The organism is Streptomyces sp. L7 (genome assembly GCF_050990935.1).
Lineage (GTDB): Bacteria > Actinomycetota > Actinomycetes > Actinomycetales > Microbacteriaceae > Leifsonia.
The window spans coordinates 4,084,288-4,106,554 of record NZ_CP194644.1 but is presented as its reverse complement, the minus strand read 5'-3'; the positions used below and the strand labels follow the sequence as shown (position 1 = coordinate 4,106,554).

21 protein-coding genes and 1 pseudogene are annotated in these 22,267 nt (G+C 70.5%); 10 read left to right on the top strand and 12 right to left on the bottom strand.

Annotated features, from left to right (window positions below; genetic code table 11):
- Nucleotides 1-27: 27 nt before the first annotated feature.
- The 6 genes from ACR5MH_RS20810 to nagA (ACR5MH_RS20785) are packed head-to-tail and all read left to right on the top strand — an operon-like array spanning nt 28 to nt 5,369.
- Nucleotides 28-900 carry a class II fructose-bisphosphate aldolase gene (locus tag ACR5MH_RS20810; RefSeq protein ID WP_431348916.1) on the top strand — a complete coding sequence of 291 codons (873 nt, stop codon included), beginning with the start codon at nt 28-30 and terminating at the stop codon, nt 898-900.
- Nucleotides 897-1,682 (top strand): DeoR/GlpR family DNA-binding transcription regulator, encoded by a 786-nt coding sequence (locus ACR5MH_RS20805; protein ID WP_431348915.1) that lies wholly within the window; start codon nt 897-899, stop codon nt 1,680-1,682. The genes ACR5MH_RS20810 and ACR5MH_RS20805 overlap by 4 nt, the downstream gene beginning before the upstream one ends.
- Before the next feature lie 24 nt (nt 1,683-1,706).
- A complete protein-coding gene (gene nagA, locus ACR5MH_RS20800) occupies nt 1,707-2,867 on the top strand; it encodes an N-acetylglucosamine-6-phosphate deacetylase (protein WP_431348914.1) in 1,161 nt (386 codons plus the stop codon).
- Nucleotides 2,868-2,911: 44 nt separating this feature from the next.
- Nucleotides 2,912-3,808 (top strand): formyltetrahydrofolate deformylase, encoded by an 897-nt coding sequence (gene purU / locus ACR5MH_RS20795; RefSeq protein WP_433862111.1) that lies wholly within the window; start codon nt 2,912-2,914, stop codon nt 3,806-3,808.
- Nucleotides 3,809-3,861: 53 nt separating this feature from the next.
- Entirely contained in the window at nt 3,862-4,221 is a 360-nt protein-coding gene (locus ACR5MH_RS20790) for a YrdB family protein (protein ID WP_431348913.1), read from the top strand.
- Complete coding sequence (nagA, locus tag ACR5MH_RS20785; RefSeq protein WP_431348912.1) at nt 4,218-5,369, top strand: N-acetylglucosamine-6-phosphate deacetylase; 1,152 nt, start codon at nt 4,218-4,220, stop codon at nt 5,367-5,369. The genes ACR5MH_RS20790 and nagA (ACR5MH_RS20785) overlap by 4 nt, the downstream gene beginning before the upstream one ends.
- 315 nt (nt 5,370-5,684) lie before the next feature.
- Here the strand turns inward: nagA (ACR5MH_RS20785) and ACR5MH_RS20780 are convergent.
- The 7 genes and pseudogenes from ACR5MH_RS20780 to ACR5MH_RS20750 all read right to left on the bottom strand — a co-directional run bounded on the left by ACR5MH_RS20780 (nt 5,685) and on the right by ACR5MH_RS20750 (nt 13,550).
- Nucleotides 5,685-6,469: pseudogene (locus ACR5MH_RS20780) on the bottom strand (glucosamine-6-phosphate deaminase).
- The gene (locus ACR5MH_RS20775; RefSeq protein ID WP_431348910.1) at nt 6,462-7,364 is read right to left on the bottom strand and encodes an ROK family protein; all 903 of its coding nucleotides are present in this window, start codon (nt 7,362-7,364) and stop codon (nt 6,462-6,464) included. Before ACR5MH_RS20775 ends, ACR5MH_RS20780 begins: the two are co-directional and overlap by 8 nt.
- Complete coding sequence (locus ACR5MH_RS20770; RefSeq protein WP_431348909.1) at nt 7,361-8,944, bottom strand: glycoside hydrolase family 3 protein; 1,584 nt, start codon at nt 8,942-8,944, stop codon at nt 7,361-7,363. Before ACR5MH_RS20770 ends, ACR5MH_RS20775 begins: the two co-directional genes overlap by 4 nt.
- Nucleotides 8,941-9,840, bottom strand: coding sequence for a carbohydrate ABC transporter permease (locus tag ACR5MH_RS20765; protein WP_431348908.1), 900 nt, complete (start codon nt 9,838-9,840; stop codon nt 8,941-8,943). The genes ACR5MH_RS20770 and ACR5MH_RS20765 overlap by 4 nt, the downstream gene beginning before the upstream one ends.
- Nucleotides 9,837-10,793 (bottom strand): carbohydrate ABC transporter permease, encoded by a 957-nt coding sequence (locus ACR5MH_RS20760; protein WP_431348907.1) that lies wholly within the window; start codon nt 10,791-10,793, stop codon nt 9,837-9,839. Before ACR5MH_RS20760 ends, ACR5MH_RS20765 begins: the two co-directional genes overlap by 4 nt.
- A 127-nt stretch (nt 10,794-10,920) precedes the next feature.
- Nucleotides 10,921-12,270 carry an extracellular solute-binding protein gene (locus ACR5MH_RS20755; protein WP_431348906.1) on the bottom strand — a complete coding sequence of 450 codons (1,350 nt, stop codon included), beginning with the start codon at nt 12,268-12,270 and terminating at the stop codon, nt 10,921-10,923.
- A 98-nt stretch (nt 12,271-12,368) separates the two neighbouring features.
- Nucleotides 12,369-13,550 carry an ROK family transcriptional regulator gene (locus tag ACR5MH_RS20750; RefSeq protein ID WP_431348905.1) on the bottom strand — a complete coding sequence of 394 codons (1,182 nt, stop codon included), beginning with the start codon at nt 13,548-13,550 and terminating at the stop codon, nt 12,369-12,371.
- Nucleotides 13,551-13,616: 66 nt separating this feature from the next.
- Here ACR5MH_RS20750 and ACR5MH_RS20745 point away from each other — a divergent pair, with 66 nt between their 5' ends.
- Nucleotides 13,617-14,489 carry an SDR family NAD(P)-dependent oxidoreductase gene (locus ACR5MH_RS20745; RefSeq protein ID WP_431348904.1) on the top strand — a complete coding sequence of 291 codons (873 nt, stop codon included), beginning with the start codon at nt 13,617-13,619 and terminating at the stop codon, nt 14,487-14,489.
- Here ACR5MH_RS20745 and ACR5MH_RS20740 read toward each other — a convergent pair.
- Complete coding sequence (locus ACR5MH_RS20740) at nt 14,476-16,149, bottom strand: RCC1 domain-containing protein (RefSeq protein WP_431348903.1); 1,674 nt, start codon at nt 16,147-16,149, stop codon at nt 14,476-14,478. The genes ACR5MH_RS20745 and ACR5MH_RS20740 overlap by 14 nt on opposite strands.
- Nucleotides 16,150-16,471: 322 nt before the next feature.
- Nucleotides 16,472-17,686, bottom strand: a complete 1,215-nt coding sequence (locus ACR5MH_RS20735; protein WP_431348902.1) for an NADP-dependent isocitrate dehydrogenase — start codon at nt 17,684-17,686, stop codon at nt 16,472-16,474.
- Nucleotides 17,687-17,836: 150 nt separating this feature from the next.
- Here ACR5MH_RS20735 and ACR5MH_RS20730 point away from each other — a divergent pair, with 150 nt between their 5' ends.
- The 3 genes from ACR5MH_RS20730 to ACR5MH_RS20720 all read left to right on the top strand — a co-directional run bounded on the left by ACR5MH_RS20730 (nt 17,837) and on the right by ACR5MH_RS20720 (nt 19,146).
- Entirely contained in the window at nt 17,837-18,289 is a 453-nt protein-coding gene (locus ACR5MH_RS20730; RefSeq protein ID WP_431348901.1) for a GNAT family N-acetyltransferase, read from the top strand.
- Nucleotides 18,273-18,620, top strand: a complete 348-nt coding sequence (locus ACR5MH_RS20725; protein WP_431348900.1) for an MGMT family protein — start codon at nt 18,273-18,275, stop codon at nt 18,618-18,620. Before ACR5MH_RS20730 ends, ACR5MH_RS20725 begins: the two co-directional genes overlap by 17 nt.
- A gap of 85 nt (nt 18,621-18,705) precedes the next feature.
- The gene (locus ACR5MH_RS20720; RefSeq protein WP_431348899.1) at nt 18,706-19,146 is read left to right on the top strand and encodes a hypothetical protein; all 441 of its coding nucleotides are present in this window, start codon (nt 18,706-18,708) and stop codon (nt 19,144-19,146) included.
- 21 nt (nt 19,147-19,167) lie between these two features.
- Here ACR5MH_RS20720 and ACR5MH_RS20715 read toward each other — a convergent pair whose 3' ends face one another.
- From ACR5MH_RS20715 to ACR5MH_RS20705, 3 genes are all read right to left on the bottom strand, one after another.
- On the bottom strand, nt 19,168-20,952 hold the full coding sequence (locus ACR5MH_RS20715; protein WP_431348898.1) for a sensor histidine kinase: 1,785 nt from the start codon (nt 20,950-20,952) through the stop codon (nt 19,168-19,170).
- A gap of 7 nt (nt 20,953-20,959) precedes the next feature.
- Nucleotides 20,960-21,643 carry a response regulator gene (locus tag ACR5MH_RS20710; RefSeq protein WP_431348897.1) on the bottom strand — a complete coding sequence of 228 codons (684 nt, stop codon included), beginning with the start codon at nt 21,641-21,643 and terminating at the stop codon, nt 20,960-20,962.
- A gap of 109 nt (nt 21,644-21,752) precedes the next feature.
- Entirely contained in the window at nt 21,753-22,100 is a 348-nt protein-coding gene (locus ACR5MH_RS20705) for a response regulator (RefSeq protein ID WP_431348896.1), read from the bottom strand.
- Between the last annotated feature and the right edge of the window lie 167 nt (nt 22,101-22,267).

The window sequence follows — 22,267 nt, the reverse complement described above, 5'->3', positions numbered from 1 at the left end:
ACCTGACCGACCTGCCCGGAGCCCCGCATGCCTCTCGTCCCCACGCTCGACCTCCTGCACGGAGCGGTCGCCGCGCACACCGGCGTCGCCGCCTTCAACGTCATCCACCTGGAGACCGCGGAAGCGCTGGTAGCCGCCGCCGAGGAGGCCCGCCGCCCCGTCATCCTGCAGATCTCGCAGAACTGCGCCGACTACCACGGCGGTCTCGACGCGATCGCTCGGGGGACGCTCGCCCTCGCCGCCGACTCGTCCGCCCATGTCGCCGTCCACCTCGACCATGCGGAGGACGCCGCTCTGACGCGGCAGGCCATCGACCTCGGGTTCGGCTCGGTCATGTTCGACGGGTCGACGCTCCCCTACGACGACAACGTCGCCGCGACCGTGAGGGTCGTCGAGTACGCGCACGCCAACGATGTCTCGGTGGAGGCCGAGCTCGGCGAGATCGGCGGGAAGGACGGCGCGCACGCCCCCGGGGTCCGCACCGACCCCGCGGAGGCGCGCCGGTTCGTGACGGAGACCGGCGTCGACGCGCTGGCCGTCGCGGTCGGAAGCTCGCACGCGATGACCGAGCGCACCGCCCAGCTCGACCTCGCCCTGATCGCCGCCCTGCGACACGCCGTGCATGTTCCGCTCGTCCTGCACGGCTCGAGCGGGGTCGCGGATGAGACGATCGAGTCGGCGATCCGCTCCGGCATCACCAAGGTCAACGTCTCCACCCACCTGAACCGCTTCTTCACCGACGCGATCCGCGCCTACCTGCGCGCGAATCCGGACGTCGTGGACTCCCGGCGGTACGTGCGGGAGGGGCGCTCGGCCGTGGCGACGGAGGCGGCGCGCCTGATGACCCTGTTCGACGTCGCCGCCGGCGCGGCGAGCGGAACGGAGACTGCACAGCGATGAACAGAGCGGAACGGCTCAACGCCGTCCTCGACCTCCTGGCCGATTCGGGCCAGGTGGATGTCGAGGACATCGTGGCGAAGCTCGACGTGTCCGCGGCGACCGCGCGGCGCGACCTGGATGCCCTGGCGTCGCAGCAGCTGCTGACGCGCACCCGCGGCGGCGCGGTCGGCCAGTCGGTCGCCTACGACCTCCCGATCCGCTACAAGAGGGAGCAGCACGCGCCCGAGAAGCTGCGGATCGCCCAGGCGGCGAGCGCCCTCGTGCCGCGCGGCGCTGTCGTTGGGCTCTGCGGCGGGACGACGAGCACCGCAGTGGCGACTGTGCTGGGCGCGCGGCCCGACCTCATGGAGTCGTCGCCGCATCCCAACCTCACGGTGGTCACCAACGCCATCAACATCGCCGCCCAGCTCGTGATGCGCCCGCAGATCAAGACCGTCGTCACCGGCGGCGTCGTGCACGCGCGCTCGTACGAGTTGGTCGGCCCGTACAGCGATGTGGTGCTGGAGAAGATCACGATGGACATCGCGTTCATCGGCGTCAACGGGATCGACCCGCTCGTCGGCGCGACCGTGCACGACGAGGGCGAGGCGAGCGTCAACTCGCTGATGGCCCGCCGGGCGACCCGCGCCGTCGTGGTCGCGGACTCCAGCAAGATCGGCCGCAAGGCGTTCGCCACCCTCGGCGGCCCGAAGCTCCTGACCACGCTCATCACCGACGACGGCATCACGGCCGAGCAGCGGGCGGCGTTCGTGGAGGCCGGCTTCGAGGTCATCGTCGCGTGAGCCCCGTCGCGTAGGTTGGTGAGGATGTCCATGCACGTGATCCACTCCGCGCGCCTCGTCGGCGAGGGTCGCACCACCCGCAACGCCTGGGTCGTGTTCGACGGCGGCCTCGTTGCGGCCACCGGCGTCGGGGACGACTGGGTCGCCGCCGTCGCGTCCGACGCCGGCACGGTGGTCACCGACGCCGACGGCGCCTGGCTGACCCCGGGCTTCATCGACCTCCACGGCCACGGCGGCGGCGGCGCGGCGTTCGACGACGGCGCGGACGCGATCCGCACGGCGATGGCCCTCCACCAGCGCCACGGCACGACACGCTTCGTGGTGTCGCTCGTGACGGCGACGGTGCCGGAGCTCGCCGAGCGCGTGCGCGGTGTCGCCGCCCTCGCCGCGGAGGACCCGCGCGTCCTCGGCTCGCACCTGGAGGGCCCGTTCCTCGACGTCGGCCACAAGGGCGCGCACGACCCGTCGCTCCTGCGCTCGGCGACCACTGCTGACATCGAGCGGCTGCTGGAGGCCGCCGGCGGAACCCTGCGTCAGATCACTCTCGCGCCCGAGCTGCCCGGCGGTATGGACGCGGTGCGCGCCTTCGCCTCGGCCGGGGTCGCCGTCGCGGTCGGCCACACCGGCGCGGACTACGACCAGACCCGTGCCGCGTTCGACGCCGGCGCGACAATCCTGACGCATGCCTTCAACGGCATGGACGGCATCCACCACCGTGCTCCCGGCCCGGTCGCCGCCGCCACCCACACCCCAGGGGTGACCGTGGAGGTCATCAACGACGGCATCCACGTGCACCCGGAGGTGGTCCGGATGGCGTTCGCCTCCGCTTCCGGCCGGGTCGCGCTGATCACCGACGCGATGGCGGCGGCCGGCGAGGCCGACGGCGACTACCTGCTCGGCACCCTCCGCGTGGAGGTGCGCGACGGCGTCGCCCGGCTGGCCGAGGGCGGCTCGATCGCCGGCTCCACACTGACCCAGGACCACGCGCTGCGCCGCGCGGTGCGGGAGGTCGGCGTGACCGTCGAGGAGGCGGTGCGCGCCCTCACGGAGACGCCCGCCGCTGCCGTCGGACGCGGCGACGACCTCGGCCGCCTCGCGCCGGGGTACGCAGCGGACGCAGTGCTGCTGGACGACGACTTCCGCGTGCTGCAGGTGTGGACGGCGGGGTCGCCGGTCCCGCGGTGAGTGACGGAGAATCGCCTCACCCGCGCGGCCGCTACCCTGGACGGATGGACTCCGCCCCCGCGACCGCGACCTCCGCCCCCGCGACCTCGAATCCCGGGAATCACTGGGTGCTGACCTTCAGCTGCGCCGACCGCCCCGGCATCGTGCACGCGGTCTCCGGCGCGATCGTGGCTGCGCGGGGGAACATCACCGAGAGCCAGCAGTTCGCGAGCACCGACACCGGGCGTTTCTTCATGCGCCTGCAGGTGGAGTCCGCGGCCGACCGGGCCGAGTTCGAGCGGGCGCTCGCGCCCGTCGTCGAGCGGTTCGGGATGACGCACAACGTCGACAACGTCGGCCGCCCGTTGCGCACGCTCGTGCTGGTCTCCACCGCCGCGCACTGCCTCAACGACCTGCTCTTCCGCCAGCGCGCTGGCCAACTCCCGGTCGAGATCCCGCTGGTGCTGTCCAACCACGACGTGCTCGGCGACCTCGCCGGCTTCTACGGCGTCCCGTTCGAGTCGCGGCCGGTGACCGACCCCGAGTCGAAGGCCGCGTTCGAGGCGCGCGTCCTGGCGGCGGTCGAGGAGCACGACATCGAGCTGGTCGTGCTCGCGCGCTACATGCAGATCCTCTCCCCCGGGCTGTGCGAGAAGCTCGCCGGCCGGGCGATCAACATCCACCACTCGTTCCTGCCCGGCTTCAAGGGCGCCAACCCGTATCGCCAGGCCCACGCCCGCGGCGTCAAACTGATCGGCGCGACCGCGCACTTCGTCACCAGCGACCTGGACGAGGGGCCGATCATCGAGCAGAACGTCGTCCGCGTCGACCACACCCGCAGCGTCCCCGAACTGGTCGCGATCGGCCAGGACGAGGAGTCGCGGACGCTGACGCAGGCGGTCAAGTGGTTCGCGGAGGACCGCGTGCTGCTCGACGGGGCGCGCACCATCATCTTCCGCTGACCGGCTCCGGCTGCCGCTCAGCCATGACCGGCCCGGTTCAGTAGAATGGCGCGGTGACCACGCACGACCAGCAGACCCCGATCAAGGTCGGACCCAACGACATCCTCCGCTTCGTGCTGGAGCTGTTCGCCATCGTCTCGCTGGGCATCTGGGGTTTCGTCGCGTGGCCGCTGCCCTGGAACATCGTCGTCGGCATCGGCGCCCCCGTCCTCGCGATCCTGCTGTGGGCGCTGTTCCGCTCCCCCAAGGCCGTGCTGCACGTCGACGCCTTCGTGAAGGCGCTCGTGGAGATCGTCGTGATGGGCTGCGCCGCCTTCGCCTGGTGGAGTCTGGGGCAGCCCATCGTCGCGCTGGTGTTCGCGGTCGTGGCGACCGTGAGCGGCGTGATCAACGGGCGGCGCGAGTTCGCATGACCGGCGTCGTCGTCCATGACGCCCGCAAAGTGGATGCGGGCGGACGGGTCGACGAGTTCTGGCTGGCGGCCGACGACGGCGTGATCGTCGCGACCGGCTCCGGCACGGGCTGGCACGAGTCCGCCCGCGTCCCGGGCCGCGAAGTGATCGACGCCGGAGGCCACTGGCTGACGCCCGGCTTCATCGACCTGCACTGCCACGGGGGTGGAGGGCACCCCTACGACGACGGGCCGGAGGAGATGCTCGCCGCCCTCGCGACGCACCGCGCCCACGGGACCACGCGCGCGCTCGTGTCTCATGTCGCGAACCCGCTGGCGTCCCTGCGCGAGAGCCTCGGCGTCGTGGCCGACCTGACGAAGGTCGACCCGATGGTGCTCGGCTCCCACCTCGAGGGGCCGTTCCTGGCCCGCGAGCGGCGCGGCGCGCACGACGAGGCCTTCCTCCGCGACCCGGGGCCGGAGATGGTCGAGGAGCTCATCGGCGCTGCCCGCGGCACTCTCCGTACCGCGACCATCGCGCCGGAGCTGCCGAACGCGCTGGAGTCCATCGGCGTGCTGATCGAGGCCGGCGTCGTCGTCGGCATCGGCCACACGGCGGCCGACTACGAGCAGGCGAAGCTGGCCTTCGAGGTCGGCGCCCGGCTGCTGGTGCACGCCTTCAACGCGATGAACGGCATCCACCACCGCGCGCCCGGCCCGGTCATGGCGGCGATCGAGAACCCGGAGGTGACGCTCGAGCTCATCCTCGACGGCCTCCACGTGCACCCGTCGGTGGCCGGCCTGCTGTTCCGGGAGGCGCCGGGGCGGGTCGCGCTCATCACCGACGCGATGGCCGCTGCCGGGGCGTCGGACGGCGACTACCGGCTGGGCGGCCTGAACGTCAGCGTCCGCGACGGCCTGGCCGTGCTCTCCGGCACGACGACGATCGCGGGCTCGACCCTGACGCAGGACGCGGCCCTCCGCAACGCGATCACCCGCGTCGGCCTCGACCCGGTCACCGCGGTCACCGCGCTCACCGCGACCCCGGCGAAGGCGCTCGGCGAATCGCACCGCCTCGGCCGCCTGCACGCCGGCTTCGCCGCCGACGCGGTGCTGCTCGACCACGACTGGCACGTCCGCCAGGTCCTGGCCGACGGCCGCCTCCTGTAATCCCCCGCCCGCACACCCCACTTCCCACCCCACCCCACTCCCACCCCACCCCACTCCCACTCCACTCCCACTCCCACCCCACCCCCTCGGCTAACGGAGGACATCCCTCCTCCGGTGCCCCGGATCTCCTCCGCTCCCTGCGATTCCCGGGCGTGTCGGCTGCGAAGTCCTCCGTTGCCCACGCGCACCGGAAAGCAGTGAACGGAGGAGATCCGGCCCGGGAGCACCCCGAAAAGCAGCGAACGGAGGAGATCCTGGCCGGAAAGGGCCGGATCTCCTCCGTTCGCGACGGGGCAGGGGAAGGGGAGTCGGCGGTTACAGCTTCTGCCAGGCGGGTTTGTGGTCGTAGGCGTACCGGTAGTAGTCGATGTTGCGCAGCCGGGAGGCCGCGGCCTCGTCCACGAGCACGGTCACGTGCGGGTGGAGCTGGATGGCCGAGCCCGGGTTGGAGGCCGACACCGGCCCCTCCACCGCACCGGCCAGTGCCTCGGCCTTGCCCTCGCCGAACGCCAGCAGCATCAGGTGCCGTGCTCGGAGGATCGTCGAGAGGCCCTGGGTGATGCAGTGCATGGGGACGTCGTCCTCGCTGGCGAAGAACCGCGCGTTGTCCTTGCGGGTCTGCTCGGTCAGCGTCTTCACCCGTGTCACCGACGCGAACGAGGAGCCGGGCTCGTTGAACCCGATGTGCCCGTCGGTGCCGATGCCCAGGATCTGCACGTCGACGCCGCCGGACTCGGCGATCGCCTTCTCGTAGTCGGCGCCGGCGTGCTCGATGGTCGCGAGAGCGCCGTTCGGGACGTGGATGAGCGAGGGGTGAGGCCGAGCGGCTCCACGACCTCCCGGGTGATCACCGCCCGGTAGGACTCGGGGTGCCCGGCCGGCAGGCCGACGTACTCGTCCAGCGCGTACCCGCGCACATGCGACACATCGGTGCCGGACGCGGCGATCCGCCGGGCCAGCGCGCGGTAGACCGGCAACGGGGTGGACCCGGTCGCCAGCCCCAGCACCGCGTCGGGCTTGGCGGCGATCAGCGCCTGGATCGACTCCGCCGCGAGTTCACCCGCCGCGTCCGCGTCCGCCACCACCACGACTTCAGCCATCTGCTCCTCCAACGAGCGCCGCACCCAGCGCGGCAACAGGTGTTCCTTCGGGGACGAGGCGCACTCGCCGGGACAGCGCGAGCGACGCGAGGAACGGGGACGTCTCCGCCCATCCGTCGAGCACCTCGTGGACGTCGCAGAGCAGCCGGTCCCCGAGATGACTCAGGCCGCCGCCGATCACCACGGTGTCGACGTCGACGGTCAGCACGAGGACCCGCACCGCTGCGGCGATGCCCTCCGCAAGCCTAGCCTTGATGACCCTCGCTTCCCGGTCGCCCTCCGCCGCCGCGGCGAACAGCGAGCGCGCCGGGAGCTGGTCGTCCGTGCGCCACTGCCGCGCGACGCCGGAGCCGCTGGCCACCGTCTCCAGGCAGCCGCGCTGACCGCAGCCGCAGAGCGCACCGGCCGGGTCGACCGGGAGGTGACCGATCTCGCCCGCGACGCCCGACGCGCCGCGCCAGAGCCGGCCGTCCACGACGATGCCGGCGGCCATCCCGGTGCCGAGGTTGAGGTACGCCATCGTGCCGCCGAGGCCGAGCACGTGGAAGGCGCCCAGCGCGGCCGCCTTCACGTCGTTCTCGACGCGCACGCCGACGCCCAGCCGGCCTTCCAGCTCGCCGCCGAGCGCGAGCCGCTCGACGCCCAGGTTGACCGCATGTGCGACGTGCCCGGAGGCTCGGTCCACCATCCCGGGGATGCCGATGCCGATGGAGGTGAAGCCGCCGGCCGGGAGCCCGGTGAGCTCCGCGATCCTGGCCACTGCGGTGACGGCCGTCTCCACGACCGCCGCGTGACCGAACCCGGTCGCCAACCGGACCCGTTGCGCGAGACCGCCCACATCGTCGACGGCGACGGCGTCGGTCTTGGTACCGCCGATGTCGATGCCGAGCCTCACGTGGCGCGCCCGTCCACAGCCTCCGGAGCGGTCGCCGAGGCAGCCGTCGTCGGCTCGCCGTCGAGCAGCTCGATCAGCGCACGCCCGACGAGCCGGGAGGCGCCGAAGGTCGCGATGTCCGCGTACCGCCGGTCGTCGTCGGGCCAGCCCATGTCCACGACGAGCACGCTGTCCCGCTCGGCGCGCAGCCGGTCGATCGCCGCGCGCGCGAACGCGTGCCGGTGGTTGTCCTTGCCGACGACGAGCACGGGCGACTGCGCGGCGAGCACGAGGTCGGGATGGTCGCTCTCGGTGAACACGACCAGCGGGTTGGCCGCGAAGGCAGACGCCGCGCTGTCCGGCTCGGCCGCGACCTCCGCGAACGGACCCCACGGCGCCTCGCCGATCGCGATGTTCGCGACGGTGTCGACCCGCACGACCGAGTACCGGCCGTGATGCGCCCGCAGCCACGACGACGCGTGCTCCGAGATGTCGAACGCTTCGACTGCGCGACCCACGTCGGCGGGATCGATGACCCCGGCACCGCCGCGCGACGCGGCATGGTGCGCGGCGCCGTCCGCCCGCACCGCCTCGGCGAGCGCGAGCACGCGCCCGGCGGCCTCCTCGATCCGGGACGCGGCCACGCGTCCCTCCGCGACCGCGGCGACGATGGCGTCCTCGATCTCCGCGAGCTGCGCGTCGGTGTTCTCGGTGCCGATGCAGAGCAGGTCGCAGCCTGCGGCGAGCGCAAGCACCGCCGCCTCCGGGATGCCGCGCTCCCCGCTCGCGCCGTGCATGTCGAGCGCGTCGGTGACGACGACACCGCCGAAGCCCAGCTCGCCGCGGAGAAGCCCCTCCACGACGGTGCGGCTGAAGGTCGCCGGGAGGTCGGGATCGATCCGCGGCAGCAGGATGTGGGAGGTCATCACCGTGCGCGCGCCCGCGTCGATGACGGCGCGGAACGGCTCCAGCTCGCGCTCGCGCAGCATTTCGAGACTCAGGTCCACGACCGGCAGCTCGAGGTGCGAGTCCGCGGCCGTGTCGCCGTGCCCCGGGAAGTGCTTGGCGCACACGGCGACGCCGGCGGACTGGAGGCCGCGCGTCCACGCTGCGCCCTGCTCGGCGACCAGCGCGGGCAGCGAGCCGAAGCTGCGCACCCCGATGACCGGGTTGTCCGCATTGGAGTTGATGTCGACGTCCGGCGCGAAGTCGAGGTTCACGCCTGCGGCGTGCAGCTCCTCGCCGACGCGGCGCGCGATGCCCTCGGTGTACGCGTCGTCGCCGAGTCGGCCGAGCACGGCGTTGCCGGGGAACGGCGAGCCGGTCTCGTAGTACAGCCGGGTGACGTCGCCGCCCTCCTCGTCGATCGCGACGATCGCGTCCGGGTTGGCGGCGTAGATCGCGTCCGTGAGCTCGCGGAGCTGCGCCACGGACTCCACGTTCTGGCCGAACACGCACACGCCGCCGAGCCCGTTCCGCAGGCGCTCCTCCAGCCACGCGGGCAGGGTGGTCCCCAGGAAGCCGGGGAGGAGGGTCGCCGCGATGCTGCGTCGGAGGGCGGTGTCGGTCGCGCTGGGCTCGGTGACCGACAACCCGCTCACCCCTTGACCGCCCCGCTGACCAGCCCACTGGTCATGCGGCCCTGGACGATGAGGAAGAAGATGATGACCGGCACGGCCACGAGTGTGGAGGCCGCCATCACCTGGCCCCAGTCGGTCGCGCGGGACGCGGACTGCTGGATGAAGCCGCGCAGCCAGAGCGGCAGCGTCTGGCTGCTGTTCTCCTGCAGGATGACCAGCGCGACCGTGAACTCGTTCCAGGCCTGCAGGAAGGCGTAGACGCCCGATGCGACGAGGCCCGGGGCGAGCAGCGGGAAGGTGATGCGCAGGAACGCCTGCGTGCGGCTCAGCCCGTCGACCATCGCCGCCTCCTCGAGGTCGGCGGGGATGCCGGCGACGAAGCCGCGCAGCATCCAGATCGTGAAGGGCACGACGGCCGCGATGTAGATGATGCTGACGCCGATGACGGTGTTCAGGAGGCCGAGCGAGCCCATCAGCTTGTACTGCGCGATGAACAGACCCTCCGCGGGCAGCATCTGGATGAGCAGCACGGCGAGCACGAACGAGGTGCGACCGCGGAACCTGAACCGGCTGATCGCGAGCGCCGCGAGGAACGCGAACGCCAGGCAGAACACGACGGTGACCAGCGCGACCACGACGCTCATCCCGAGCGCCGGGAAGAAGGTCCCGCCGTTGACGACGGCGGCGAAGTTGTCGAACGAGCCGCCGAACGGCAGCCACGTCGGCGTCGAGCTCTGCAGCACGACGTTCGGCAGCAGCGACGAGTTCAGCATCCAGTAGACCGGGAAGACCCAGATCAGCCCGAGCACCACGGCGAGCGCGCCGAGGAGGATGCGGCCGGGGCGGACCTTCTGCTTCAGCTTGCGGTCGCCGACGCCGGTCGCGGCGCCCACGGTCCCGTTGGCGACGGTGGTCATGACTGGTCCTCCTTGAGCAGGTGGCGGACGTAGAACCAGCTCAGGGCGATGGTCAGGATGAGGACGAACACCGAGACGGCGCTGGCCATCGCGAAGTCGCTCGATCCGACGCCGAGCTGGTAGATGTAGGTGCCGAGCAGGTTGGTCTCGCTTGCGATGGAGCCTTTGTCCTGCAGCAGCTTGATCTGGGTGAACACCCGCAGGTCCCAGATGATCTGCAGCAGCAGCACGATCCCGAGCACCGGGCGGATCATCGGCAGGATGATGTACCGCAGCCGTTGGACGCCTTTCGCGCCGTCCATCTCGGCGGCCTCCAGCACCTCGCCGGAGACCTGGGTGAGCCCGGCGTAGACCGAGAAGGCGACGAACGGCACGCTCATCCAGGTGACGATGACGCCGGCGACGAAGAAGAACGAGAGCGGGTTCTGCAGCCAGTTGTGGTTCTGGAAGTCCAGCCCCCAGGAGGTCAGCACGTTGTTGATCACTCCGCGGCGCCAGTCGAACAGCCAGTTCCAGACGGTCATCGCGGCGACGACGGGCATGGCCCAGGCGAGCAGGAGCGTGATCTGCAGGAAGATCCGTGGGAAGCGCGAGATGCCCGACATCAGGAGGGCGAGGCCCACGCCGATCACGACCGTCACGCCCGCGGTGGTGAGGCAGAAGACGATGGAGCGGCCGACCACGATCCACATGTAGGGATCCGAGAAGAGTGTGACGTAGTTGTCGAACCAGACGAACGGCGCCGGCCGGCCGAACTGCTGGGCGAGGCCGAAGTGCTGCATCGAGGTGATGAGCTGCCAGACGATCGGGTAGCCGAGCGCGAGGAGCAGGATGAGGATGGCCGGCAGCAGCAGGGCGTAGGGCGTGAGCCGGCCTCGGCGCTTGCGCGGCGCGGACGGAGCGTGGGCGCTCGCGGTCGGCGGGGCGGTCACGGGTTCGCTGGTCGTGGTCACTGCGGTCCTCCTTCCGGGTGTTGAGAGAAGTCTGGGTTGCTGAAGATTCTGGGGGCAGGAGCGAGGGCGCGGAAGGGTGGTGCTGCTTCCGCGCCCTCGCCTGCAGGGTGGCGCCAGATCGAGCCGATCAGCCGTTCTTCACGTTGAGGAGGGCGTTGATCTTGGTGTCGTACTGCTGGGCGAGGCCCTTCAGGTCGGACGAGTCGCGGATCTTGGAGAAGAACTCCTCCATCACGTTCGCCGCCTCGACCGAAGCCCAGCCCGGCGCGGCCGGAGTCAGCTTGGAGTGGGAGGCCGACTCGATGAGCGCCTTCGCGAACTGGTCGTTCCCGAGCGAGGACATGTCGTCCGAGTTCGCCGGGCCGAGGCCGTTCTTGCCGAGCATCTCCTGGTACTGCTTGCTGAAGATGATCTTCAGCAGCGTCTTGGCCAGGCCCGGGTTCTTGGACTTGGCCGAGATGCCGATGTTGGAGCCGCCGGCGAAGACCGGAGCCGGCTTGCCGTTGGTGCCCGGCAGCACGTAGGCGCCGAAGGTGTTGTCGTTCCAGGTGCGGACGGCCTTGCCGTTCTGGGTGGACAGGTCGCCGATCGACCAGTGCGCCCAGCTCGGAGCCATGATGGTGGCGGCGGCCAGCGAGGTGTCGCCGGTCTTGTTGCCGTTGGCGTCCACCGTCTGGTCGGTGTCGTTCAGGTAGATGTACTGGTTCGAGTCCTTGGCGTCGTTCGGCGCCTTGGACGCGTTCTTGTAGATGTCCTGAAGCTGCTGGAGACCCTTCAGCGAGTTCGCCGAGTCGAGCGTGGCGACCCACTTGGAGCCGTCCTTCTTGGCGATGTCACCGCCGTTGGCGAAGATCCAGGAGATGCCGTCGCGCCAGTCCTGGCCGCCGAGGAAGAAGCCGGAGAAGTTCGGGATCCCCTTCGGGTTCTTGGCCGTGATGTCGGCGACGGTGCTGTTGAACTGGTCGAGCGTGGTCGGCACCGAAGCGCCGGCCGCGTTGTAGACGTCCTTGCGGTAGAACATGTAGCGCGAGCCGAAGTAGTACGGCAGCGTGTAGTTCTTGCCGTCGACCTTGCCCGCGTCCACGAAGGACTGGAGCAGCTTGCTGCCGCCGAGCTCCTGGTACATGTCGGAGACGTCGAGGAAGGCGCCGACGTTGGTGAAGGTCGGCGACTGGGTGTTGCCCATCTCTGTCACGTCCGGCGTGTTGTTCGCGTCGGGAAGGGACGTGGTGAGCTTGGTGACGATGTCTCCCCAATCCTGCTGCTCGATCTTGAGCGTGGCTCCGGTCTCCTTGGTGAACTCGGTCTTCAGGTAGTTGCGCAGCGCGTCCGGGGTGTCCGAGCCGACGAGCCACAGGGTGACCGTCTTGCCCTTCCCATCGGTGCTCGGAGCCTGGGCTCCGCCAGAGGCGCATCCGGCGAGCACGAGAGCGGAAGCCGTAGCCACAGCGGCGAGGCCGACGAGCTTTCTCTTCATTGCTGTTCCCTTCATTCGTTTCGGGCTTTCTTCGGTGGTCGGTGTCTGCGGTCGCAGCACACCGTCGGTGCAGGGGTCGTGGATCGGGCGGTGCTGTGTCACGAGACCCCGAGTTGTCCGGAGAGGACGAGTACGGCCGCGCCGCGCAGGACGATGTCCTGCCCCTGCGTGGTCATCCGGACCGCGAGGTCGGCGTGGTTCTCCGCCATCGTCCGGTTCCGGAGCGTGTGGATGGTCGCCTCGGCGAGAGGGCCATCGAGCAGTTCGGTCGGGCCGCTCAGGACGAGCTCCGACAGGTTGAGCGCGCCGACCACCGGCGCCAGGGAGATGCCGAGCCGCTGGCCGGCCTCGCGGAGCACCGGAGTGGCGTCGCGCCCCGCGGCCTCGGCCTCCCGGATGCCGCGCTGGAGCTGCGGCACGCTGAGCCAGTGCTCGAGCACCTGCTCGCGGGTGTAGGTCGCATCCAGGCCGAGGTCGGTGCCGACCATGACCTGGCCGATCTCGCCCGCGGCGAAGTGGCTGCCGTAGACGAGTGTCCCGGCGATGATCAGGCCGGCGCCGATGCCGTGGCCGACGCGGATGAGCATCATGTCGCCCGTCGCGCCGCCGTAGCTGTGCTCGGCGAGCACCGCGGCGTTGGCATCGTTCGCGACGACGACCGGGAGGCCGGTCAGCCGGTGAAGGTCGTCCTGCAGCGGCACGTCGGTCCAGCCGAGATTGGGCGCGGTGAGGATGGTGCCGGTGAGGTCGACGACACCGGGCGAGCCGACGCCGATCCCGAGGATCGGGGCGGTGGCCGCGGCGACGAGTTGCGACACGAGCGAGCGGACCTTGACGAGGGCCGCCTCCCCGGTGGCGGACTCCCCGTCGCCGTCTTCGAGCGGGACCTCCGCCGAGTCGACCAGCTCGCCGTCGAGGTCCATGACGGCGCCGCGGAAGCGGTCGTGGTCGCTGAGGTCGACGCCGACGATCTGGTGTGCCGTGCGGTTGATGTCGAGGAGGACGGCGGGCTTGCCCGGCCGGGCGGCCTCCCGCTGGCCGAGCTCCACCACGAGGCCCTCGGCTAGGAGTTCGGCGACGAGGTCGGAGATGGTGACGCGGGTGAGGCCGGTCTCGCGGGCCAGGTCGGCCCGGCTCCGCTCCCCCGAACGGTAGAGGGTCTGGAGCACCAGCGACCGGTTGTGGCTGCGGGCGTGCTCCGGGAGGACCTTCGAACGCGGACGGAGCGCCCTGCCGGGGCCGAGGCTTCCGGTGCCGCCGAGCACGTCCGTTGTGGTCATGTTTGTTAGTAAAGCTTACGAACAAAAGAAGTGCAAGCTCCGACTTCAAGTCGTTACACTCCGAGCGTGAACACCCCGTCATCCGCTCCCGCCCGCACGCCCTTCGACCTGACGGGCTCCCGCGCCCTGGTGACGGCCGCCAGCCGCGGCCTCGGCCGGGAGATCGCCCTCGAACTCGCCGGCCAGGGCGCCGATGTGGTGCTCGGCGTGCGCGACCCGGACGGCTCGGCGGCACTGGTGGAGGAGTTGTCGTCGTTCGGGGTGACCGCGCGCGCCCTCCGGATGGATGTGCTCGACCTCCCGGGTTGCCGCGCCGCGATGGACGAGGTCGCCGCCGAGCTCGGGCCGATCGACATCCTGGTCAACAACGCCGGCGGCGGCGTCGACGCGCCGGCCCTGGAGGTCACGGAGGACGACTTCGAGCGGGTCTGGCAGCTCAACACGCGCTCGACGTTCTTCCTGTCCCAGCACGTCGCGAAGAGCATGCTCGCGAACGGCGGCGGCGCGATCGTCAATGTGGCGTCGCAGGCCGGCCTCGTCGCGCTGCCGGGCGAATCGTCCTACTGCGCCGCGAAGGCCGCGGTCGTGCACCTCACCCGCTGCCTGGCGGTCGAGTGGGGGCAGTACGGCATCCGGGTCAACGCGGTCGCGCCGACCTTCATCGAGACGGACGGCACGGCGAAGGCGCTCTCGGACGACGCGTTCCGCGCCGACACGATCGAGCGCATCGCGGCCCTGCACCGGATCGGGGCGCCTCGGGAGGTGTCGGGCGCGGGTCGCGTTCCTGGCCTCCCCCGCCGCTTCGCTGATCACCGGCCAGACGCTCGCCATCGACGGCGGCTGGACCGCGCGATAACTCCGGCCTTTCGCGCCGAATGTCGCCTTACGCGACGTGAAAGGCGACATTCGGTACGAGTCGAGCGGGTCAGACCTTCGTGACCGCCCAGTTCTGCAGGCGCGAGCTCGCGATGTCCGTGACGTCCTTCAGGAACAGCGCCTTCCGCGGGAAGTAGTCGTACGCCGATCCGTTGCGGGCGTAGTTCGTGGTCCCGTTCGCGAGCTGACCGTAGTTGGGACGACCCCAGGTGACCACGCTTCCGTCCATCAGCAGGGCCATCGACGAGTTGTCGCCGAACGCGAGCTTGGTCACTCCGTCGAGCTGTTGGCCGTCCGCATACGTCGGGCTCACCGGTGCGTAGACGGCCGCTGTCGTGCCGTTTCCCAGAGCGCGGCTGGACGGCCGGCCCCACGTGCGCACCGTGGTGTCCGCGAGCACAGCGCCGAGCTGGTAGCGGTTGGCGGCGATGGACACCGCGCTGTCGATGCCGGAAACGCGCACCGGAATGGTCGCGCGACCCGTGCCGGTGCGCCCGTCGCCGAGCGAGCGGTACGCGCCGGTCCCCCATGCATAGACGAGGCCGGACTCGGCCAGCGCGATACCGCCGTAGGTCTTTCCCGCGACCTGGATCCATTTCTCCGCCGTGGGCAGCTGCACCCGCACGGGCACGCCGCCTCCGGCAGCGTTCGTCCCGCCGTCCCCGCGAGCGCCGTTCCCTCCGTAGCCCCAGGCCCAGACCGTGTTGTCGCCCCGGACCGCGTACATCGTGTTGTACCCGCCCGAGATCTTGATGACATCGTCGATGCGCACCTTGCTCGGAACGGAGCGCTGCACGCCGCTGGTGCGGCCGTCGCCGTTCAGACCGTTACGGCCGTCGCCCCGGCTGAACACCTCGCCGGTCGCGGTCAGGACGGACGTGTTGAAGTAGGTGCCCTCGACCTGCACCGGACTCGCGGCCGCGACCTCGGCGCCGAGGTCGAGGAGCACCGGGGCGCTGCGGTTGACCCTCCCCTGGGGCTCCAGCGCGTAGTAGGTGCCGCGCCCCCAGCCCCAGACCTGGTGGTCGCGGTCGACGATGAAGCCGCGGTCACCGTGCGAGTGACCGAGGTGCTCGGTGGCGACGCTCTCAGCGAGACCGACGGCCACCGGCAGGGTGGTGTTTCTTCCGACGACGCCGATGCCGGTCGCTCCGGGCGCGCCGTTGTAGCCCCATCCCTGCAGGGCGAGCAACTGGGAGATACGCAGAATCGCCCCGGCCGTGGCACTGTTACCGTCCCGCGTGACGATTGCGGTGACCGCCAGCAGACCCGATGGGTGGCCGACGGTGACGACGGACGGCGTCGCGAGCCCGGACGCGTCGGTCACGACCGCCTCCGTCAGAACGCCGCCCGCGAAGGTCGCGGACGGCTCGCGGCCGCCCCCGCCCGTGGTGGTGTCGTCTTCACCGGTCGACGTGTCGTCGTCCTCGAGGCCGTCCTCGTCGCCCGCGTCCGTCTCCTGCTGGCCGATCGTGAAGATGACCGTCGCACCCGCGACCGGGAGACCGTTCGAGGTGACCATGAGTGCGACGCGGCCACTGGTGCTCTCGTCGTATGCGCCGTCCGGGACGGTCGAGTAGACGGGGCTCGTGAACTCCGCCGCGAGGGGCGGCCCGTCGGGCGGCACTGACGAGGCCGCGGCGGGCGACGCGACGGACAGCGCGATCGCCGGGGCCACCCAGGCGGCGGTCTTCGCGACCGTCCGTCGCGAGATCCCCGACACCTCAGCGGGCGCGGTCGGGGAAGAGAGGGTCGCGTCGTTCGCGCGCGTGCCCTCGTCGTCGTCATTGCGGTTGCGTGTATTGATGGTGGCCTCCAGCGACCCGATTGGAAAATATCGATCATGATATTTTGACCTGACGCATCACCGCGGCGACGGGCGAGTACCGCCTGGATCCGCGTGAGCACGTGCACCCAGATGAAACAGGGAGCGAGGGGGTCACCTGCGAAATAGCCCGCATGCCCCCGCGATTCGGGCACGAAAAACCGCCCAGGGCGCGAGACGATGCTCGCGGCCCGTGGGCGGTTCAGCGGACGCCGGGCACTCAGGCCATGCGGGCCTTCAGATTCTCGCTGATCGCGTCGAGGAACTCCTCGGTGGTCAGGAACTTCTGCTCCGGGCCGACCAGGAGGGCGAGGTCCTTGGTCATCTTGCCCTGCTCGACCGTCTTCACCACGACGTCCTCGAGGGTGTGGGTGAAGTCGATGAGGTCCTGGTTGCCGTCGAGCTTGCCGCGGTGCGCGAGGCCGCGCGTCCAGGCGAAGATCGAGGCGATCGGGTTGGTGGAGGTCGGCTTGCCCTGCTGGTACTGGCGGTAGTGGCGGGTCACCGTGCCGTGCGCGGCCTCCGCCTCGACGACCGAGCCGTCCGGGGTGGTGAGCACGGAGGTCATCAGGCCGAGCGAGCCGAAGCCCTGCGCGACGGTGTCGGACTGGACGTCGCCGTCGTAGTTCTTGCAAGCCCAGACGTAGCCGCCCTCCCACTTGAGGCTGGAGGCGACCATGTCGTCGATCAGGCGGTGCTCGTACGTGAGGCCGGCCGCGTCGAACTTCTCCTTGTACTCGGTGTCGAAGACCTCCTGGAAGAGGTCCTTGAACCGGCCGTCGTAGGCCTTGAGGATCGTGTTCTTGGTCGACAGGTAGACCGGGTACTGGCGGTCGAGGCCGTAGTTGAACGACGCGCGGGCGAAGTCGCGGATGGACGCGTCCTGGTTGTACATGCCCATCGCGACGCCGGCGCCGGGAGCCTGGTAGATCTCGAAGGACTTGGCCTCGCCGCCGTCGGCCGGCTGGAAGCTCATGGTCAGCGTGCCCGGGCCGTCGAACGTGAAGTCGGTGGCGCGGTACTGGTCGCCGAAGGCGTGACGGCCGATGACGATCGGCTTGTTCCAGCCCGGCACCAGCCGCGGGATGTTGGAGATGATGATCGGCTCGCGGAACACGACGCCGCCGAGGATGTTGCGGATGGTGCCGTTCGGGCTCCTCCACATCTTCTTGAGGCCGAACTCCTCGACGCGCGCCTCGTCCGGAGTGATGGTGGCGCACTTGACGCCGACGCCGTGCTTCTGGATGGCGTGCGCCGCGTCGATCGTGATCTGGTCGTCGGTCTCGTCGCGCTTCTGGATGCCGAGGTCGTAGTACTCGAGGTTCACGTCGAGGTACGGGTGGATCAGGGAGTCCTTGATCGCCTTCCAGATGATCCGCGTCATCTCGTCGCCGTCGAGCTCGACGACCGTTCCATCAACCTTGATCTTGTCCACTGGTTCTCCTGAGGTCTGTGCCGTTTTTCAGCCGGAGACAGCTTACCCGAGTCCGGCAACTATCTTGACATCGAGACAGTTTTGTCAGCCTCCGGTCAGCCGGGTCCAGCCGACTATGCGAGGATCGCCTCGCACGTTACCCTTTCGTTTATGGCTGAGTTGAGACTGGAAGAGTTGAGCGCGAAGACCGTCGTGGCGGCGAACGCGCTGTCCCTGAAGCCCGGCCAGGAGCAGTTCATCGCTCCCGTGTCCTACTCGGCTGCGGCCGCCGTCGCCGACCCGTCCACGTCGTGGCAGCGCGTCGTTCTCGACGGCGACGACGTCGTCGGCTTCATCATGGGCGACTTCAACCCGTACGCCGAGCACGACGAGTTCAAGGCGATCCTCTGGCGCATCAACGTCGACGCCGACGACCAGGGCCGCGGCATCGGCACCTTCGCGGTCAAGGCCCTCGCCGACGAAGCCCGTGACCGCGGCGTCTCCCGGCTCCACGTGATCTGGGAGTCCGGCGAGCTCGGCCCCGAGCAGTTCTTCCTGCGCACCGGCTTCACGCCCATCGGAGAGACGCAGTACGGCGAGACCATCGGTGCCCTCGACCTCTGAACCCGCTGAGTCCGCTTCACCGGCGTCCGGCGCCGACTTCGCCTCCCGCGTCCTCGCCGTCGTGGACAGCATCCCGCCCGGCCGGGTCATGACCTACGGTGACGTCGCCGCCGCGCTCGGGTCGCGCGCCGCACGGATGGTCGGCCAGATCATGGCCTACTACGGCGGCGACGTGCCATGGTGGCGCGTCGTGCGCGCGAGCGGGCACCCTCCGGCGAACCACGAGCACATCGCGCTGGAGCATTACCGCACCGAGGGGACGCCCCTTCTCGGCGGCGGGAAGTCGCCGTACCGGGTGGATCTGAGGACGGCGCGGCACGACACACGCTGAGATCATCCCCCCGATCGATGCGAGCGTTCAGCTTCATGGTGTTGACTGGACGGGTCTGTCCATGTGAACCCGTCCAGGAGCGTCCGTGCCCCGTACCCGTCGACTCGGCCTCGCCGTCGCCGCCGTCCCTCTCGTCGCCGCCCTCTCCGGGTGCTCGGTCGTGGCGGCGTTCACCCCGCACGTCGATCCCTCCATCTACGACACGGCCAAGGACTTCAGGGCCGCGGACACCGCGCGCATCGGCTCGCCGTCGTTCGTCCCGAGCGACGCGACCGTGATCCGGGTCGACTACGACACGCAGAGCGGCGAGGCGATCATGACCTACATCTCTCCGGAGCTGCTCAAGAAGGACGTCTGCAAGCTGACGAACGTCGCTCCGCCGAAGCCGACCATCCAGGACAGCTGGTGGCCCATCTCCGGCATCCCCGCGAACGCCTCGTACTCCTGTCCGGGAGGCTGGAGCGCGTTCGCCATCGCCCAGCAGGTCTACGCGGTCCGCCCCGCCACCTCCGGCACGAGCAAGTGACCACCCGCTGACGGGTCGCTCTCAGGGCCTGCTGCCCTCGGCAACCTGAGCCGGGAGCACGAGTTCGACGATCGTCCCGAGGCCGGCCACCGACCGCACCTCGACGTGCCCGCCGACGGTCTCCACCCGGTCTCGCAGCCCCTCCAGGCCCCCGCCCGGTTCGATGCGCGCTCCCCCGCGGCCGTCGTCCTTCACCGACACGGTCACCGCATCGCCGTCGCGGGCGACCAGCACCGAGCAGGTGCGTGCGCCGGCGTGCTTGGCGGCGTTCGCCAGGCATTCGGAGACGCAGTAGTAGATCGTCTCCTCGACCACATCCGGCAGGCGCTCGGCGGGCTCGACGTGCACCTGGACCGGGACCACGCTGCGCTGCGCGAGCTCCTCCAGCGCCGAGCGCAGGTCGCCATCGGTCAGCACAGTCGGGTGGATGCCGCGGGCGAGCTCGCGGAGCTCCCGGAGCGCGTCGGCGAGCTGCGCCGACGCCTTCTCCAGGTCGCCGACCAGCTCCTGCTGCCCCGCGGCTGCGGCCTTCGTCGTCGCGATCCGGAGGCCGATGGCCAGCGAGACGAGCTGCTGCTGCGACCCGTCGTGCAGGTCGCGCTCCAGCCGCCTCCGGGCGAGGTAGCCCTCCTCGACGATGCGCAGGCGGGACTCCCGCAGCTCCTGGATGGTCTGCTCCAGCCGCCCGCGCAGCCGGTCGTTGTCGACCGAGAGCAGCAGTGCGGACGAGACGGCGTCGAGCAACCGGTCGTCCTGGCTGAGCGCCACGTCGTGCTCGATCAGGGCGATGGGCCCCTGGTCGGAGTCGATCGCCATCGTCGACCGGCCCGGCCGCTCGGGCCGGTCGCCGTCGGGCACCGCGTCCCCGGCGCTCGTGCGGTACGCGCGCCGGTGCTCATCCCACCAGAACACGCGGAGCGAATGATCGTGCAGGGTGCGCGCGAGGCTGGACTCCCAGAGCGCCCTGTCCACCTTGTCGCGCGCGACGATGACCAGGTCGGCCACGCGCGACCGCAGCCCGCGCGCGTAGAAGACGCCGCCGACGTAGGCCGGCGGTATGAGCGCGATCGCGATCGGCGGGACGAACTGCAGCCAGCCGCTGTCCCAGCCCAGGGCGAAGCTCACCGAGTCCTGCACCGTGCCGTAGCACCACAGCAGGAGCGCGAGCGGCATCACGAACGACACCCGCCTGGCCGGCAGGGAGCTCGTGACCCAGCGCACGGCCAGCCTCCCCGCGACCGCCAGCAGAAGCACCACGCCGACGACGCGCCACGCGACGCCGAGCCAGTAGTCCGCGTCCGGGCTCGGCAGGATGGCGTACGGGTTGGTGACGCAGCCGCAGTCGGCCGGCACCGGCGACGAGAACAGCAGGATGCCGAGGAACCGCACCAGGAACGCGCCGCTCAGTGTGTACGCCACGACGCGGTCGAAGCGCGACACCAGGTGGCCGCCCGGATACGTGAGCACCAGGATGCCCACCAGCACCGCCCACAGGTCGGTGACGCCCTCCACCAGCGGCCACAGCCAGCCGATGTCCCGGGTGAGCGGGTACCAGGCGCCCGCAGCCCAGAAGAGGGCAGCGCCCACCATCAGCCAGCCGGGCGCCGCGCTGCGGATCGCCCGCCACGCGATGACGGCGCAGACGACGTAGTCCAGCGAGACCGCGACGAACACGATGGCCCAGCCGATGCCCTGCGGCCGCGGGCCGTAGTCGCCGGTCAGGGCGCTGAACACCTGCGCGAGCACGTTGGCGGCGATCGTCACCGAGACGGCGGCGGCCCGGACCCAGAGGCGTCGGGCCCCCATGATCGCCTCAGGCGTCCCGGCCGAGGAAGCGCAGCACCGCGAGCACGCGCCGGTGGCCTTCGGTGGTCTCCTCGATGTCGAGCTTGGCCATGATGTGGCCGATGTGCGACTCGACGGTGCGGAGGCTGAGGTGGAGCGCCGCGGCGATGCCCGCGTTGGAGAGACCCTCGGCCATCAGCCGGAGCACGTCGACCTCCCGCGACGACAGCGACTCGATCGCGGCCTCCGCCGACCGTGCGGACACCAGCACCTGCACGACCTCCGGGTCGACGACCGACCCTCCGGCCGCGACGGTGCGCACGGCGTTCACCAGCGTGTCGGCGTCGGCGACCCGGTCTTTCAGAAGATAGCCGGTGCCGCTGCCGGCGCTCATCGCCCGGATGGCATACGCGGCCGTCGTGTACATGGAGAGCAGGAGGACGCCGACCTGCGAACCGGACGCCCGCAGGGTCTCAAGAGCGCGCAGGCCCTCGTCGGTGTGCGTCGGCGGCATCTTGATGTCGAGCACCACGGCGTCCACGCCGGCGTCGTCCGCGAGCACGTCGAGCGCCTGCTCCGCCGTGTCCACCGACGCCACGACCTCCACGCCGCCCGCGCGCAGGATCTGCCCGATCCCCTCGCGGAGCAGCACAGCGTCATCGGCGACTGCGACCCGGAGCGGGCGGGTACCCGAGTTGTCTCCCCCGACCACGCGCTTACCTTAGCAGGCCGCGAATCGCCGCTGTCTGCTCCGCGGTCGGACACGCGCTCACCTGAGCAAACCACGAATCGCGCTGTCTGCTCCGCGGTCGGACACGCGCTCACCTGAGCAGGCTGCGAATCGCCTCACCGCTCAGTTCCGCCTTGGTGATGAAACCGTCCGCCCCGCTGTCGGACACGCGCGTGCCGTAGTCGCGCAGCGACCGGCTCGACGTCAGCACGACCACGGCCCCGGTCTCGTGCATCGCGGTCACCAGGTCGAACCCGTTGGCGTCGGGGAGGCCGACGTCCATCAGCACCACGTCGGGGGCGAGGGTGCGGCTGAGCTCGACGCCGCCGGCGCCGGTCTCGGCGTCCCCGACGACGGAGAAGCGCTCGAGCGTGAGGAGCTCGGCCGCCTGAGCCCGGAACCGTGCGTGGTCGTCGACGATCACAACACGGAGGCACATGCCTCGATTCTCTCCGGCGCCGCCGCGGAGTCGCATCCGTGCCAGCACGCATCGGCAAACCGGTGACCCCCGGATGCGGGCCGCCGACCACCGGCAGGAACATATGAGTCAAGCTCAGCAAGACCGGAAAGGCCCGCCGATCAGCCTGAGGAACCCGAGGAGAACGC

What these genes read in the sequence shown, in the direction of transcription:
- ACR5MH_RS20810 (WP_431348916.1), top strand. Translation starts at nt 28, where the DNA reads ATGCCTCTCGTCCCCACGCTCGACCTCCTGCACGGAGCGGTCGCCGCG.
- ACR5MH_RS20805 (WP_431348915.1), top strand. Translation starts at nt 897, where the DNA reads ATGAACAGAGCGGAACGGCTCAACGCCGTCCTCGACCTCCTGGCCGAT.
- nagA (WP_431348914.1), top strand. Translation starts at nt 1,707, where the DNA reads ATGTCCATGCACGTGATCCACTCCGCGCGCCTCGTCGGCGAGGGTCGC.
- purU (WP_433862111.1), top strand. Translation starts at nt 2,912, where the DNA reads ATGGACTCCGCCCCCGCGACCGCGACCTCCGCCCCCGCGACCTCGAAT.
- nagA (WP_431348912.1), top strand. Translation starts at nt 4,218, where the DNA reads ATGACCGGCGTCGTCGTCCATGACGCCCGCAAAGTGGATGCGGGCGGA.
- ACR5MH_RS20765 (WP_431348908.1), bottom strand. Translation starts at nt 9,840, where the DNA reads ATGACCACCGTCGCCAACGGGACCGTGGGCGCCGCGACCGGCGTCGGC.
- ACR5MH_RS20755 (WP_431348906.1), bottom strand. Translation starts at nt 12,270, where the DNA reads ATGAAGAGAAAGCTCGTCGGCCTCGCCGCTGTGGCTACGGCTTCCGCT.
- ACR5MH_RS20750 (WP_431348905.1), bottom strand. Translation starts at nt 13,550, where the DNA reads ATGACCACAACGGACGTGCTCGGCGGCACCGGAAGCCTCGGCCCCGGC.
- ACR5MH_RS20730 (WP_431348901.1), top strand. Translation starts at nt 17,837, where the DNA reads ATGGCTGAGTTGAGACTGGAAGAGTTGAGCGCGAAGACCGTCGTGGCG.
- ACR5MH_RS20715 (WP_431348898.1), bottom strand. Translation starts at nt 20,952, where the DNA reads ATGGGGGCCCGACGCCTCTGGGTCCGGGCCGCCGCCGTCTCGGTGACG.
- ACR5MH_RS20705 (WP_431348896.1), bottom strand. Translation starts at nt 22,100, where the DNA reads ATGTGCCTCCGTGTTGTGATCGTCGACGACCACGCACGGTTCCGGGCT.